We start from the raw sequence: 14,902 nt of genomic DNA, 5'->3' as shown, positions 1-14,902 counted from the left end.
GACCGGAGCGAAGCGAAGCTCAATGAATCTCCGCCGACCGCTTCAAGGCGGCCTTGAGCTTCTCGAGCGAGAAATCCGCTGACCGCGCGATCTCCAGGATCGGCGTTTCGCGGCGCGCGCACAGCTCGGCCGCCTCGGGAAGCTTCGCCGCGATGTCGGCCGGGATGACGATCGCACCATGGCGATCGGAGTGGATCAGATCGTCCGAGCGCACGGTCATCCCGGCGACGCGGACCTCGCCGCCGAAGCTCTCGGCATGCACCCATGCATGCGACGGACCGATCGAGCCCGCCAGAGCCTGGAAGCCGGCAGCCCATTGCGGAATGTCGCGGATCGATCCATCCGTGATCACGCCGAGGCAGCCGAGCGCCTTGTGGACATTGCTCTGCACCTCGCCCCAGAACGCGCCGTAGCCGATGTCGGGACCATCGATGTCCTGGATCACGACGATGCGGGGACCATGACCGGTGCCGACATATTCGTAGTAGTCTGTGCGCCGCCTCGCCTGCTCGTCCGCCGGCAATCCCGATTTGACGACGGACCGGATCGTCGCCGTCCGCGCGTAGCCGACCATGGGCGGCAGATCGGGGAACGGACACACCAGCGGCTTGGTCGTGTAGCCGACCAGGCGGCGTTCGGGCGCCACGATCTCCATCGCGTTGCAGATGGTCGGCGTATCGTAGCGCGCGAGCGCCTCGAGAACGGAAGCAGCGAGGGGCGCGGCGGCAGTGCTTGTCACGGGCGATTTCTCCGGATGATGCGGACGGCATTCGCGGCCGTCCTTGGCCATCCGGTATAACTGAGGCGCCGAAGCCGGCAAAGCGCGCGCTGGGTCTTGGGGCCCTGCGCTCAGTGCAGCCGTTCCGGCGGCCGCTGCCCCTGCTCCGCCGCTGGCGCGCCGGTCGGCGCAAAAGCCGTCGCGGACGAAGAAGAAGCGTGCGGCGCTGCAGCCGCGGCACCAAGGACCGCAGAGTGCCGCGCCGCCTGCTGCCGATACAGCCGCCAGCCGAACGGAAGGCTCAGGATGTAGAGGATCGATCCTGCCGACAGGATGTGCCAGGGATAGACCACCAGCAGCGCCACGAAGAACACCACCGAGGCGAACACTGGCAGCACGAGTTCGGGCGAGACGCGCATCCGCGTGGTCTTGCCGGAGAACACCGGCAGCCGCGACACCATCAGGAAGGCGATCAGCAGCGTGTAGAAAGCCGTCACCAGCGCCGGCGGTCTCGGCAGATCCAGGAACGCCAGATAGACCGGCAGCAGCACCGTGATGGCGCCAAGCGGGGCCGGCACGCCGGTGAAGAAATTGGCGGCGAAGGGCGGCTTATTGGGATCGTCAATGCTGGCATTGAAGCGCGCCAGCCGCAGGCCGCCGCTGATGGCGTACATCATGGCGGCGATCCAGCCGCCGTCGCGCAGCTCATGGAGCTGCCAGAAATACAGGATCAGGCCCGGCGCCACGCCGAAATTGACGAAATCGGCCAGGCTGTCGAGCTCGGCGCCGAACTTCGACTGGCCCTTGATCATGCGGGCGATGCGGCCGTCGATGCCGTCCAGGAAGGCAGCGAAGACGATGGCGCCGACGGCGAGCTCCATCCGCCCCTCGGTCGACAGCCGGATTGCGGTCAGGCCGGCGCAGATCGCCAACAGGGTGATCATGTTCGGCACCAGCAGCCGCACCGGGATCGGGCGGAAACGGCGCCGGCGCAGTTCGGGAGAGTTCGGATCGAAGCTCATGATCACACCACGTGTGGGTTGGTCGAAACCTTGTGTCGGAAGGTGCCTCAAGGACCTTTAATGAGTCATCATCGGCCGACGACGGTTCACTGGCTCCGGAAGGTCAGGCCAGGCACGGGCACGTCGAAATCGGCCAGGATCGTCTCGCCGGCAATGGCCGTCTGCCCCTCCGAGACCAGAACTTCCGTGCCGTCAGGCAGATAGACGTCGAGCCGCGAGCCGAAGCGGATCAGGCCGAAGCGCTCGCCAGCCCCGATGGTCTGCCCCTCGCGCACGAACGACACGATCCGGCGCGCCACGAGGCCGGCGATCTGGACCACGCCGATGCGGCCATGCGGCGTCGAGATCGCGAGCGAGTTGCGCTCGTTGTCCTCGCTCGCCTTGTCGAGCTCGGCGTTGATGAAGGCCCCCGGACGGTAGGAGATCTTCTCGATCCGGCCGGCCACCGGGCTGCGGTTCACATGCACGTTGAACACGCTCATGAAGATCGAGACCCGCAGCAGCGGCCGGTCGCCGAGGCCGAGCTCGGCCGGCGGCAGGGCGCGCGTGATCATGGAGATGCGCCCGTCGGCCGGCGCCACCACCAGCCCTTCCCGCTGCGGCGTGACCCGGATCGGGTCGCGAAAGAACAGCGCACACCAGACGGTGAGCAGCGTGCCGATCCAGCCGAGCGGGGTGAATATCCAGAACAGGATCAGGCTGACGAGGGCAAATCCCCCGATGAAGGGATAGCCTTCCGGGTGGATCGGCGGGATCTGAGCGCGGATGGAATTGCTGATCGACATGGCCTGCTTCGTTGAGTGTTGTCGCTCTGACCTCAGAGCGGACCGCCGCCTTGACTAGGTCGATGGCCGGCGAAGGTCAAAATGAATCCTTAATGCATTCTTGAGTTCAGATCAGGGCGGTCCGCGGCATCATTCGGCGGCACTCGCCACCTGGCCGGTCCGTTCGGGCCCGACCGCGTCCGGCTCGCTCCGATCCGGCGGATTGCGGTTCGGCGCCGCCGCATCGTCGCCGATCTGCGCCAGTTTTTCGCGCGCCTCCTCGGCCTCGCGCTGCCGGTTCCACATGCCGGCATACAGCCCGCCTTTGCCCAGCAGCTCGGCATGGGTGCCACGCTCGGCAATTCGCCCCCGGTCGAGCACGATGATCTCGTCGGCCGCCACGATGGTCGAAAGCCGATGCGCGATCACGAGCGAGGTGCGATTGCGCGACACGCCATCGAGCGCCTCCTGGATCTCGTGCTCGGTATGGCTGTCCAGCGCCGAGGTCGCCTCGTCCAGCACGAGGATCGGCGGCCCCTTCAGGATGGTGCGGGCAATCGCAACGCGCTGCTTCTCCCCACCGGAGAGCTTGAGGCCGCGCTCGCCCACCTGCGTCTCGTACCCCTTCGGCGCCATCCGGATCAGACCGTCGATCTGCGCGAGGCGGGCCGCCTCCTCGACCGCGGCGTCGTCGGCATCCCAGCGTCCGTAGCGGATGTTGTAGCGGATGGTGTCGTTGAACAGCACGGTGTCCTGCGGCACCATGCCGATCTGGGCGCGCAGCGACACCTGGGTGACGTCGCGGATATCCTGCCCATCGATCAGGATGCGGCCGCCGGAGACGTCGTAGAGGCGAAACAGCAGCCGCGAGATGGTCGACTTGCCGGCACCTGACGGACCCACGATCGCGACCGTCTTGCCGGCCGGCACCTCGAAGCTCAGGCCCTGCAGGATCGGCCGCTCCGGCTCATAGGCGAAGCGGACGTCCTCGAAGCGGACATGGCCGGAGGTCACCACCAAAGGCGTCGCCCCGGGTGAATCCTTCACCTCGGCATCGCGCGTGAGCACGCCGAACATCTTCTCGATGTCGATGATCGCCTGCTTGATCTCGCGGTAGACCATGCCCATGAAGTTCAGCGGCTGGTAGAGCTGGATCATCATGCTGTTGATCATGACGAAGTCGCCGACCGTGTTGCGGCCCTGGCGCACGCCCTGGGCGCACATCAGCATCGCCACCGTCAGCCCGATCGTGAAAATCACGGCCTGCCCGGCGTTGAGCACTGCGAGCGAGGTATAGGTCTTCACGCTGGCGCGCTCGTAGCGCTCCATGGAACGGTCATAGCGCTCGGCCTCGCGTGCCTCGGCGCCGAAATACTTCACTGTCTCGTAGTTGAGCAGCGAGTCGATCGCCTTGGTGTTGGCGTCGGTGTCCGAGTCGTTCATACGGCGCCGGATCTCGATGCGCCATTCGGTCGCGATGTAGGTGTAATAGAGATAGGCTGCGACCATGGTGAGCGTGACCAGCACGTAGCGCCAGTCGAACTGCCAGAGCAGCACCGCCGTCAGCAGCGAGACCTCGACGATGGTCGGGATCAGCTGCAGGATCACCATGCGCACGATGGTCTCGATCGCGTTGCGGCCGCGCTCGAGCACGCGGGTCAGGCCGCCGGTCTTGCGCTCCAGGTGAAAACGCAGCGACAATTCGTGCATGTGGACGAAGGTGATGGTCGCGAGCTTGCGCACCGCATGCATGGCGACGCGGGCAAAAATACCATCTCGCCACTGCGTCAGCACCGCCATCAGGACGCGCATCCCGCCGTAGCTTGCCGTCATGACGAGCGGCGAGGCCACCAGCCAGAACGCCCAGTTGGCGGGCGCAATCGGCGCGGTGTTGGCGCCGGTCAGCGCGTCGGTCGCCCATTTGAAGGTGAAGGGCAGGACCAGCGTCGCGACCTTCGCCACAATCAGCAGCACCACCGACCATAGCACGCGCATCTTCAGGTCGGCGCGATCGCTCGGCCAGATGAAGGGCCACAAATGGCGCAGCGTGCCGGCCAGCGTTCCCTGCTCGAGGGACGATGGCTGGCTGGCGGCTGGTTCGGAGGAGGAATCGGGCGGCATCGAATGTTCTGGAACAGCGAGTGTCTCGGCATGTTGTGATGCCGGCGTTGCTGGTCATATAGAGTGTCCGGGCGCCGGATGCACCCGTGCGTCGGCGGATTCCGTTGCCGCGGCGCAGTATTTGCATACTCCATTCCCAGGCAAATGGATCCATCCAGTCCGCATCATTCCGTGAAAGCCCGCGAATCCACGCCCTCCGCCCTCGTCTTGACGCCTTTCAACTGCAGTGTCACATCCGTCCAATGACTGAAATCCGCACCGTCTGTGTCTATTGCGGCTCCGGCCCCGGGACCAATCCCAGCTTCATCGAATCAGCGAAAGCGCTCGGCAAGGCGCTCGCCGAGAACGGCGTCAGGCTCGTCTATGGCGGCGGCTCCATCGGCATGATGGGCGCGGTTGCCAAGGCGGTGCTCGACCATGGCGGCGACGTCACCGGCATCATTCCGGACTTCCTTGTGAAGAAGGAAGTCATGATGCCGCTGAAGGATCTCATCGTCACGCCCGACATGCATGAACGCAAGCGGCTGATGTTCGAGCATTCCGATGCGTTCGTGGCGCTGCCCGGCGGCATCGGCACGCTCGAGGAGCTGGTCGAGCAGTTGACCTGGAAACAGCTCGGACGCCACGCCAAGCCGGTGCTGATGGCCAACATCGACGGCTTCTGGGAGCCGCTGTTCTCGCTGCTCGCCCATATGCGCGAGACCGAGTTCATCCGCCCCGGCTTCTCGATCGAGCTCTTGAAGGCCGAGCGCGTCGAGGACATCCTGCCGCGCCTGCGCGCGGCTGCCGCCGGCATCGCCAGGGAAGAGACCGAAATGGCGCCGGAGATCGCCAAGCGGCTCTGATCCCTACTCCGCGGGAAATGTGACGGCTTCGATCCGGTTGCCGTCGGGATCGAGCACGAAGGCGGCGTAGTAGCGTACGCGATCATGCGGTCGCAGCCCGGGCAAGCCGTCTGAAACACCGCCCGCCTCCAGCGCCGCCGCATGGAATGCATCGACCTCGGCGGTGCTCCTGGCACGGAAGCACAGATGCGAGCCGGTGTCGGCCGGCACCCGCGCCATCGCGGGGCGCAGATTGATCCAGAATTCCGGATACGTCTTGCCGTAGCCGACCGTGCTGGGACGTTCGACCAGGCGCGTCAAACCGAGCGGCGCCAGCGCGCGTTCATAGAACTGCGCACTGCGGGCGAGATCGCTGACGCCGACTGAGATGTGGTCGATCATGCGTTTGCTCCTGGCCTCTCCACGTCATTGCGAGGAGCGAAGCGACGAAGCAATCCAGAATCGCGCATTCAGCCCTGGATTGCTTCGCTTCGCTCGCAATGACGGATACACCATCTCACCCCGGCGCGCCGGATTTCACCAGCTTGTAGAATACCGAATCCATCAGCGCCTGGAACGAGGCATCGATGATGTTCGGCGACACGCCGACCGTGGTCCAGCGCTCGCCCTTTTCGTCCTCGCTCTCGATCAGCACGCGCGTGACCGCCTCGGTGCCGCCATTGAGGATGCGGACGCGATAGTCGATCAGCTTCAGACCATCGATATAGCCCTGGTACTTGCCGAGATCCTTGCGCAGCGCGACGTCGAGCGCATTGACCGGACCGTTGCCCTCGGCCGCCGAGATCAGCCGCTCGCCGGCGACGTCGACCTTGACCACGGCCAGCGCCACCGTGACGCGCTCGCCGAGCGCGTTGTAGCGCTGCTCGACATTGACGTCGAACTGCTCGACCCGGAAGTACTCGGGCACCGAGCCCAGCGTGCGCCGCGCCAACAGCTCGAACGAGGCGTTGGCGGACTCGTAGGCATAGCCCGCGGCCTCGCGCTCCTTCAGCTCCTCGACCAGCCGCGTCAGCTTCGGATCGCTCTTGGTGAAGGGAATGCCACCACGCTCCAGCGCCGCGATCACGTTGGAACGGCCCGCCTGGTCCGATACCAGCACCTTGCGACGATTGCCGACGCTCTCGGGCAGAATGTGCTCATAGGTTTGTGGATCCTTGAGCACGGCCGAGGCATGAATGCCGGTCTTGGTCACGAAGGCGCTCTCGCCCACATAGGGCGCGTGGCGGTTCGGCGCGCGGTTCAGCATGTCGTCGAGCGTCCGCGAGACCTTCATCAGCCCGGCGAGCTGCCGGTCGGAGACGCCAATCTCGAAGCGATCCGAGAACTCCGTCTTCAGCTTCAAGGTCGGGATCAGCGAGCACAGATTGGCGTTGCCGCAGCGCTCGCCGAGCCCGTTCAGCGTGCCCTGGATCTGGCGCACGCCGGCACGCACCGCAGCCAGCGAATTCGCCACCGCCTGTTCGGTGTCGTTGTGGGCGTGGATGCCGAGGTGATCGCCCGGCACGTGCTTGACGACCTCGCCGACGATCGCCTCGATCTCGTGCGGCATGGTGCCGCCATTGGTGTCGCACAACACGACCCAGCGCGCGCCGGCCTCATGTGCCGCGCGTGCGCAGGCCAGCGCGAACTCCGCATTCTCCTTGTAGCCGTCGAAGAAATGCTCGCAGTCGAGCATCACCTCGCGCCCCGCAGCCTTTGCAGCCGTCACGCTGTCGCGGATCGAGGCGAGATTCTCTTCGTTGGTAGTCTCCAGCGCGACGCGCACCTGATAGGCGGATGACTTCGCGACGAAGCAGATCGCGTCTGCCTTGGCCTCCAGCAACGCCGCTACGCCCGGATCGTTGGATACCGAGCGTCCCGCCCGGCGCGTCATCCCGAAGGCCGTGAAGCGGGCGTGGCCGAGTTTGGGCTTGGCGGCGAAGAACTCGGTGTCGAGCGGATTGGCGCCGGGATAGCCGCCCTCGACATAGTCGATGCCGAGATCGTCGAGCAAGCGCGCGATCGCCTGCTTGTCGGCCAGCGTGAAATCGACACCGTTGGTCTGCGCGCCATCGCGCAGAGTGGTGTCGAACAGATAAAGTCGTTCCCTGCTTGTGCCTGCCGTGCTCATGCCTGTGCTCCCCCGGAGCCGAGCGTCTTCTTCATCGTGGTGTTGGCGAGCCACTCGCCATTGATGGAGACGCTATTGCGCTGCTGCGCGACGTAGCCGCGCTTGCGGAAGAATTCGACCGCCGTGTCGCTGGCGTCGACCGACAGACCGGTCGTGCCGCGCGCGCCCGCCAGCTTTTCCAGCGCGTCGCATAGCAGGGCCCCGACGCCCTGCCCCGCCGCGTTCGGATGGACATAGAGCATGTCGATGTGATCGTTTCCCTTCAGCGCGGCGAAGCCGACCGGTGAGCCCTGCAGGGTCGCAATCAAGGTGAGCTCGGACGCCAACCTCTTGCCGAAACCCGTCTCATCCTCAGCAGCGGACGCCCAGGCCTCCTGCTGCTCCTCGCTGTAATCGTCACCGGTCAGCTCCTGGATGCTGGCGACGAAGATCGCGGCCAGAACCGGCGCATCCGCGGGAAGAAACGGCCGCAGCGCGGGCCTCGGGAGAGCCTGTCCCATGCGTCACCACATGCCGTAGAGTTTCGTGACCAGCGCCACTGCGCCCGCGATCAGAACCAGCTTGAGCAGGATGTAGTACAGCCAGTGCCGCGGAAACGGCGTGTCGGGCTTGCTCATCGCGCGATCTCCCAGGTCGTGACCGGCTTGCCGTCGGCGCCCTTGCCATCCTTCAACACGACACCCATCGCCGCGAGCTCGTCGCGGAGGCGATCGGACTCCTTGAAGTCCTTGCGCGCGCGAGCCGCGGTGCGCTCGGCGATCAGGCTCTCGACCTTGGCGGCGTCGACGCCTTTGGCCTGCTGCTTTCGCGCTTCCCATTGCGCGACGGTTTCTGACAGGAAGCCCGCAAAACGAAGCGAGCCTGCAAAGGCAGCGCGATCCGCCTCGCCGCCGGACGCCGCACGGCTCCGCAACGCGTGCAGCTCTGCGATCATCAGCGGCGTGTTGAGGTCATCGACGAGGGCGGCGATGATCTCAGGCTCCGGCTGCTCGCCCGGCGCATCGGCCGCGACGCGATACCAGTCGTCGAGCGTCTTCGCGCTCTCCTCCAGGCCCTTGACCGTCCAATCCGCCGGCGAGCGATAGTGCATCTTGAGCATGTTGAGGCGCAACACCTCTCCGGGCCAGTCCGCCAGCAGGTCACGGATGGTGACGAAGTTGCCGAGGCTCTTCGACATCTTCGCGCCCTCGACCTGGACGAACTCGTTGTGCAGCCAGTAGTTCGCCATCACGGACGTGCCGTGCGCGCAACGCGACTGCGCGATCTCGTTCTCATGATGCGGGAAGATCAGGTCGAGCCCGCCGCCATGGATGTCGAAGACCTCACCGAGAAAGGCCGCGCTCATCGCCGAGCACTCGATGTGCCAGCCCGGCCGTCCGCGGCCCCACGGGCTGTCCCAGCCCGGCTCGTCCTCCGACGATTGCTTCCACAGCACGAAGTCGGCAGGATTCTTCTTGTGCGCATCGACGGCCACGCGCGCGCCGGCGAGTTGCTCGTCGAGCCTGCGGCCCGACAGCGCGCCGTAGTCCGGCATCGACCGGGTGTCGAACAGCACCTCGCCGCCCGCCTCATAGGCGTGGCCGCGCGCGATCAGCTGCTTGATCAGGGTCACCATATCCGCCTTGCCATCAGGGCGCGGCAGCACGAACTCGGTGGCGCGTGGCTCGAAGGTCGGCGGCAGACTGCCGAGCGCAGTCGCGTCGCTGTGGAACTGATTGGCCGTCACCTCCGTGACCTTGCGGATCGCCTCGTTCAGCGGCAGTCCGGGAAAGTCGCGCGCAGCGCGCGCGTTGATCTTGTCGTCGACGTCCGTGATGTTGCGGACGTAGGTGACGTGATCGGCACCGTAGAGATGCCGCAGCAGCCGGAACAGCACGTCGAAGACGATCACGGGCCGCGCATTGCCGATATGGGCGAAGTCGTAGACCGTCGGTCCGCAGACATACATGCGGACATTGTTGGGATCGAGCGGCACGAAGGGGCGCTTCTCCCGCGACGCGGTGTCGTACAAACGCAAGTCCATGGTCCGTCCCCGAATGCCCTGTGCTCACCGCCCCGCCGGACCGACAGTCCATGACGAAGCGCAACGGGTGTCCTACGCCGCACGACCGCCCGCGAGCGGGCCGCCACGGCACGAATCACGCTTCCGACCTGCCGGCCGGGCGTCCTGATCATCTCTGTTGAGAAAAGACGGCCTCAGCCAGCGAATCGCTAGCGCGTAATCTCGCGGCAAATGCAGCAGATGGCGAGGAAACCGTTCATGAAACTCACCATGCTGCAGCAGGCTGTCTCCGTCAAGAGCCGCAAAACGGCCGTTTTCACTGCCCAAATGCTCGCGCCCCGCCTCATGGTTAATCATTTTTAACCTTTTGGGCCTAACCATGAGTTGTCTCCTACACCCACCGGTGCACCATGCGAATCTCCTCGGCGCTGCTCGCCTGCTGTGTTCTCCTCGCCGCCGCGACCACCGCCACGGCGGAGAGCCGCATCTTCATCATCGCCAACGAAGCCGACGGCTACGGCGTCGACCAGTGCCTCGCCAAGGGCGACCGATGCGGCGCCTCGGCCGCGCGGTCGTACTGCCAATCACGGGATTTTGCACAGGCCTCCTCCTATCGCCGCGTCGACCCCGATGAAATCACCGGATCGGTGCCGAAAGCTGGCGCAAACTGTGCCCACGGCGGCTGTAGCGACTTCGTCGCGATCACCTGCCAGCGCTGAGACGGCCGGGAACGGCTGTTCCCGCCACCCCGGCGCCCCGGAAACGACGTGACGATGCCCGACAAAGCGGCTATGGGAAGCCCGCCGCTGCCGCGATTTTTCCGAATTCTGTGCTAGTCCCGCGGCTGCACCCATGGACCGGAATACCGCATCTTGATCGCATCCTTGTCTCCGCGCCTGTTGGCCGTCTCTGCGCTGCTCGGATTGACCCTGACCGGCTCGCACGCCCTGGCGCAATCCAGCTCCGAGTCCTATGCGCAGATGCCGCCGGGCCAGCCCGGGCCGCAGGCCGGCGTCAATCCGATCTGCCCGCGTCTGGAAGCGCAGCTCGCCTCGATCGATCGCGGCGGTGGCGGCGATCCCGCGCGTGAGGACCAGATCCGGCGTTATCAGGACGCGGCCGCCAAGCAGCAAGGCGAGCTCGACCGCGTCAGCATGCAGGCCAAGCGCATGGGCTGCGACAGCACCGGCTTCTTCTCGCTGTTCAATGGCCGTTCCGCGGAATGCGCTCCGGTCAACAACCAGATCCAGCAGATGCGAACCAATCTCGACCAGATCACCAACAGCCTGGAGCGGCTGCGCGGCGGCGGGTTTGGTGGTGAGCGCGACAATCAGCGCCGCTCGGTGCTGGCAGCGCTCGGCCAGAACAATTGCGGCCCGCAGTACCAGCAATATGCCAACGCCAATCGCGGCGGCGGCGGCAACTTCCTGACCAGCCTGTTCGGCGGCGGCGCCGACAGCAATCCGGCCGCATCGCTGCCCCCGCCGAGCGCCGATCTCGCGGCGCCGCAGGGCACCTACCGGACCGTGTGCGTACGTAGCTGCGACGGCGCCTATTTCCCGATCTCGTTCGCCACCGTTCCCGGCCGCTTCGCCGACGACGAGCGCGCCTGCAAGGCGCAATGCCCCGCCGCCGATGCGACGCTGTTCACCTATCGCAATCCCGGCGAGGACATGAACCAGGCGGTCTCGGTCAACGGCCAGCCCTACACCGCGCTGCCGAACGCCTTCAAGTATCGCACCGAGTTCAACCCGAGCTGTTCCTGCAAGGCCGCGGGACAGACCTGGGCCGACGCGCTGAAATCGATCGATGACAAGGCCGCAGCCGAGCAGCAGGGCGACATCATCGTCACCGAGGAGAGCGCCAAGCGGATGCAGCAGCGCCAGACCGGTAAGCCGCCGGCGAACGCCGCCCGGAAGGGTGCCGCGCCGGCCGAGGCCGCAGCGCCCGCGACCGCGGACACCACGGGCGCCGGTGGCGACAAGCAGATCCGCACGGTCGGACCGACCTTCATCCCGGCGCGCTGAGCGAGATCGCCGGGTCATCGGGTCATCCTTCGAACGCATCTGAGAACGCGCGGCCAGCGAGATCGGGCGATATGACTTCGCCCGACGGTCCCTGCGCGTTCGCAGGCTTCCAACGATTGCGAAGCGCTGCGAGACGAACGATCTCGGCCTGGGACATGTCGTCGAATAGAGTGACACCGCCGGCCGCGTCACCGATCTCACAGCCATATCGGTCCGACCTCTTGAGCGGCACGACGGCGAGCGCACCGGAGAGGCTCGCCAAGCCCAGCAGCAGCGTGCCGCGCACGCGCGCCAGCAGGGCGTGACGGGCGCCGCTCGCCAGCGGACCGGGCAGAACCGTTTCGAAGCCGGCCACTGCCGCCGCGATCGGCAACACCTCGGCGGTGACGCCGAGCCGCGCCGCGATTGCAATAGCCCGCGCCTCCTGCGGCATGTCGGGCCCGGACAGCACCACGCCGCGAACCCTCGCAGCTCCCAGCGCATCGACGGCCATCGCCAATGACAGCGCGGATTCGATGCCTCCGGTCAGGCCGAGCACGATGCCGGTGAAGCCGTGCTTCTCGACATGGTCGCGCAGGCCGAGCACGCGGGCCGCGTAGTCCGCCTCGTCGCCCTCGATCAGCGTGGTGACCGGTCCCCGGCACTGCCAGCCATCGTCTCCCCTGCTCCATGCCAAGGTCGTGACTTCAGCGACGAAGCCGGGGAGCTGTGCCGCCACCGAGAGATCGGCGTTCAGCGCGAAGGACGCGCCGTCGCACACCTCGTCATCCTGACCGCCGACCTGATTGAGCCAGACGAGCGGCAGATCGCTTTCGGTGACGCGGGCCACGGCGGCCGACAGGCGCCGGTCGCCGCCGCCGCGCAGGTAGCATGAGCGGCTCGGCACGACGATGAGCTCGGCCCCGGTTTCTGCCAGCGTCTCGATGACGTTTTCGTCGTTCGAGGATTCTTCGAGCAAGATGTCGTCGCCGATCGCGACGCCGATGCGGACGCCCCGCACGCTGAGCGGGCCGGCAGCCGGGCCGCGCGTGAACAGGCGCTTCTGATCACCATCGGGCAGGTTGGCCTTGAAGCGCGTCGCGGCGATGCGGCCGGCGTCGAGCAGCGCGCAGGCGTTGTAGAGCTTGCCGTCCTCGATCCAGGGCGTACCGATCAGCACCGCCGGCCCGCCATCGCCGGTCTCGCGCGCGAGAGCCTCGACCGCGGCCCGGCACGCGGCCTGAAATGCCGGCTGCAGGACGAGGTCCTGCGGCGGATCGCCCGCAATGAACAGCTCCGGCAGCACCACGAGATCGGCGTCGTCGGCCGAAGCCTTCGCGCGCGCCTCGCGCGCCTTGGCGACGTTGCCGGCGATGTCGCCGACCGTCGGGTTGAGCTGGGCCAGCGTGATCCTGAAGATGTCAGCGGCCATCGCTCAACCCGTTCAAAGCAGCCCGAGCCGCTCGGCGATCGCGAACAGCCAGAAGCTGCCGGACATCAGCAGCGCGACGCCGACCGCGGCCGAGCCGAGGTCCTTGACCCGGCCGATCTGCAGATCATGCTCCGTGGTGAGCCGGTCCGCGAGCTTCTCGATCGCGGTGTTGAGCAGCTCGACCACCAGCACCAGCACCACCGCGCAGACCAGCTCGACGCTGCGCATCGGCGTCGCGCCGACGACATAGGCCAGCGGCAGCGCCAGCAGGAACGCGACCACCTCCTCGCGCACCGCCTGCTCGGAGCGGAGCGCGAAGGCCAGGCCGTTGCGCGAGTTGAGCGTCGCGCGCCAGATGCGCAGCATCAGAAGCCCGCGACGGCCGGCATCGGTGCGGACTTGCCGCCGCGCTGCTGCTTCAGCAGCTCGGCGATCAGGAACGCCATGTCGATCGACTGCTCGGCGTTCAGCCTGGGATCGCACACCGTGTGATAGCGGTCGTTGAGATCCTCGTCGGTGATCGCCCGCGCGCCGCCGATGCATTCGGTGACGTCCTTGCCGGTCATCTCGAGATGGATGCCGCCGGCATGGGTGCCTTCCGCGGCATGCACCGCGAAGAACGCCCGCACCTCGGATACAATGCGATCGAACGGCCGCGTCTTGTAGCCCGACGTCGAGGTGATGGTGTTGCCGTGCATCGGATCGCACGACCACACCACCTTGCGCCCTTCCCGCTGCACCGCGCGGATCAGTCCCGGCAGATGATCGCCGACCTTGTCGGCGCCGAAGCGGTTGATCAGGGTCAGCCGGCCCGGCTCGTTGTCGGGATTGAGGATGTCGATCAGCTTCAGCAGCTCGTCCGGCTTCAGCGACGGGCCGCATTTCAGGCCGATCGGGTTCTTGATGCCGCGGAAATACTCGACATGGCCGTGATCGAGCTGCCGGGTGCGGTCGCCGATCCAGATGAAATGGCCCGAGGTCGCGTACCAGTCGCCGGTGGTGGAATCGACGCGGGTGAAGGCCTGCTCATAGCCGAGCAGCAGCGCCTCGTGGCTGGTGTAGAAGTCGGTGGCACGCAGCTCCGGATGGCTCTCGAGGTCGAGGCCGCAGGCGCGCATGAAGTTGAGCGCCTCGGAGATGCGGTCGGCCAGCTCCTTGTAGCGGCGCGACTGCGGGCTATCCTTGACGAAGCCGAGCATCCATTGATGCACGCTGCCGAGATTGGCGAAGCCGCCGGTGGCGAACGCGCGCAGCAGGTTCAAGGTCGCCGCCGACTGCCGGTAGGCGTCGAGCTGGCGGCGCGGATCGGGAATGCGCGCCTCGGGCGTGAACGCGGTGTCGTTGACGATGTCGCCGCGATAGCTCGGCAGCTCGACGCCATTGATCTTCTCGGTCGGCGACGAGCGCGGCTTGGCGAACTGGCCGGCGATGCGGCCGACCTTCACCACCGGCACCGCGCCGGCATAGGTCATGACCACGGCCATCTGCAGCAGCACGCGGAAGAAGTCGCGGATGTTGTTGGCGCCGTGCTCGGCGAAGCTCTCGGCGCAGTCGCCGCCCTGCAGCAGGAAGGCCTGGCCGGCCGCCACCCGCGCCAGCGCCTTCTTCAGGTTGCGCGCCTCGCCGGCGAACACCAGCGGCGGGAAGGTCGCAAGCTGCGCCTCGACCTCGGCCAGCGCCTTCTGGTCGGGATAGTCAGGCACCTGCTGCACCGGCTTGGAACGCCAGCTCTCCGGGCTCCAGCGCTCGGTCATGGCTTCAACTCCCTTGCGAATACCGCGCGTTCATCCCCTACTGCGGCGCGCGCCTTATACACAGCCTGCCTCCGCGCCGCCACTTGGAATTTAAGGCGCAGACACAAGGGCTTGCACCGCAAGCCGAA

At 66.5% G+C, this 14,902-nt stretch carries 15 protein-coding genes; 3 read left to right on the top strand and 12 right to left on the bottom strand.

Annotation, left to right across the window (positions count from 1 at the left end):
* Positions 1-19: 19 nt before the first annotated feature.
* From QX124_RS15685 to QX124_RS15670, 4 genes are all read right to left on the bottom strand, one after another.
* Positions 20-739: an RraA family protein gene (locus tag QX124_RS15685; protein WP_315739663.1), complete on the bottom strand. Its 720-nt coding sequence runs from the start codon at positions 737-739 to the stop codon at positions 20-22.
* Positions 740-849: 110 nt separating this feature from the next.
* Positions 850-1,740: a phosphatidylcholine/phosphatidylserine synthase gene (locus QX124_RS15680; protein WP_315739662.1), complete on the bottom strand. Its 891-nt coding sequence runs from the start codon at positions 1,738-1,740 to the stop codon at positions 850-852.
* A gap of 86 nt (positions 1,741-1,826) precedes the next feature.
* Positions 1,827-2,561 carry a phosphatidylserine decarboxylase gene (locus tag QX124_RS15675; RefSeq protein ID WP_315739724.1) on the bottom strand — a complete coding sequence of 245 codons (735 nt, stop codon included), beginning with the start codon at positions 2,559-2,561 and terminating at the stop codon, positions 1,827-1,829.
* A 93-nt stretch (positions 2,562-2,654) separates the two neighbouring features.
* The gene (locus QX124_RS15670) at positions 2,655-4,625 is read right to left on the bottom strand and encodes an ABC transporter ATP-binding protein/permease (protein ID WP_315797637.1); all 1,971 of its coding nucleotides are present in this window, start codon (positions 4,623-4,625) and stop codon (positions 2,655-2,657) included.
* Positions 4,626-4,867: 242 nt separating this feature from the next.
* Between QX124_RS15670 and QX124_RS15665 the strand changes: the two genes are divergently transcribed.
* Positions 4,868-5,470: a TIGR00730 family Rossman fold protein gene (locus QX124_RS15665; RefSeq protein WP_315739659.1), complete on the top strand. Its 603-nt coding sequence runs from the start codon at positions 4,868-4,870 to the stop codon at positions 5,468-5,470.
* Between the two features lie 3 nt (positions 5,471-5,473).
* Here the strand turns inward: QX124_RS15665 and QX124_RS15660 are convergent, their stop codons facing one another.
* The 5 genes from QX124_RS15660 to QX124_RS15640 form a co-directional block, all read right to left on the bottom strand.
* Entirely contained in the window at positions 5,474-5,851 is a 378-nt protein-coding gene (locus QX124_RS15660; RefSeq protein WP_315797636.1) for a VOC family protein, read from the bottom strand.
* Positions 5,852-5,966: 115 nt separating this feature from the next.
* Positions 5,967-7,580, bottom strand: a complete 1,614-nt coding sequence (cimA, locus tag QX124_RS15655; RefSeq protein WP_315739656.1) for a citramalate synthase — start codon at positions 7,578-7,580, stop codon at positions 5,967-5,969.
* Positions 7,577-8,080, bottom strand: a complete 504-nt coding sequence (locus tag QX124_RS15650) for a GNAT family N-acetyltransferase (protein ID WP_315781082.1) — start codon at positions 8,078-8,080, stop codon at positions 7,577-7,579. Before QX124_RS15650 ends, cimA begins: the two co-directional genes overlap by 4 nt.
* Positions 8,081-8,193: 113 nt before the next feature.
* Positions 8,194-9,603, bottom strand: coding sequence for a cysteine--tRNA ligase (gene cysS, locus QX124_RS15645; protein WP_315797635.1), 1,410 nt, complete (start codon positions 9,601-9,603; stop codon positions 8,194-8,196).
* A gap of 72 nt (positions 9,604-9,675) precedes the next feature.
* Positions 9,676-9,963 (bottom strand): hypothetical protein, encoded by a 288-nt coding sequence (locus tag QX124_RS15640; protein ID WP_315758940.1) that lies wholly within the window; start codon positions 9,961-9,963, stop codon positions 9,676-9,678.
* A gap of 29 nt (positions 9,964-9,992) precedes the next feature.
* Between QX124_RS15640 and QX124_RS15635 the strand changes: the two genes are divergently transcribed.
* On the top strand, positions 9,993-10,301 hold the full coding sequence (locus tag QX124_RS15635) for a hypothetical protein (RefSeq protein ID WP_315739652.1): 309 nt from the start codon (positions 9,993-9,995) through the stop codon (positions 10,299-10,301).
* A gap of 153 nt (positions 10,302-10,454) precedes the next feature.
* Positions 10,455-11,609, top strand: a complete 1,155-nt coding sequence (locus QX124_RS15630) for a DUF2865 domain-containing protein (RefSeq protein ID WP_315739651.1) — start codon at positions 10,455-10,457, stop codon at positions 11,607-11,609.
* 22 nt (positions 11,610-11,631) lie between these two features.
* On the opposite strand, the gene QX124_RS15625 is transcribed toward QX124_RS15630, so the two are convergent.
* From QX124_RS15625 to QX124_RS15615, 3 genes are read right to left on the bottom strand one after another with little or no spacing between them, the layout of a single operon-like run.
* Positions 11,632-13,020, bottom strand: coding sequence for a nitrilase-related carbon-nitrogen hydrolase (locus QX124_RS15625; protein ID WP_315797634.1), 1,389 nt, complete (start codon positions 13,018-13,020; stop codon positions 11,632-11,634).
* Between the two features lie 12 nt (positions 13,021-13,032).
* The gene (locus QX124_RS15620) at positions 13,033-13,386 is read right to left on the bottom strand and encodes a diacylglycerol kinase (protein WP_315739649.1); all 354 of its coding nucleotides are present in this window, start codon (positions 13,384-13,386) and stop codon (positions 13,033-13,035) included.
* A complete protein-coding gene (locus tag QX124_RS15615; RefSeq protein WP_315758944.1) occupies positions 13,386-14,774 on the bottom strand; it encodes a class II 3-deoxy-7-phosphoheptulonate synthase in 1,389 nt (462 codons plus the stop codon). The genes QX124_RS15620 and QX124_RS15615 overlap by 1 nt, the downstream gene beginning before the upstream one ends.
* Positions 14,775-14,902: the final 128 nt, after the last annotated feature.

It is taken from the genome of Bradyrhizobium sp. SZCCHNRI3043 (genome assembly GCF_032377735.1).
GTDB lineage: Bacteria > Pseudomonadota > Alphaproteobacteria > Rhizobiales > Xanthobacteraceae > Bradyrhizobium.
Note: the sequence above shows the minus strand (reverse complement) of the source record. Positions and strands in the feature narration are given on the sequence as shown.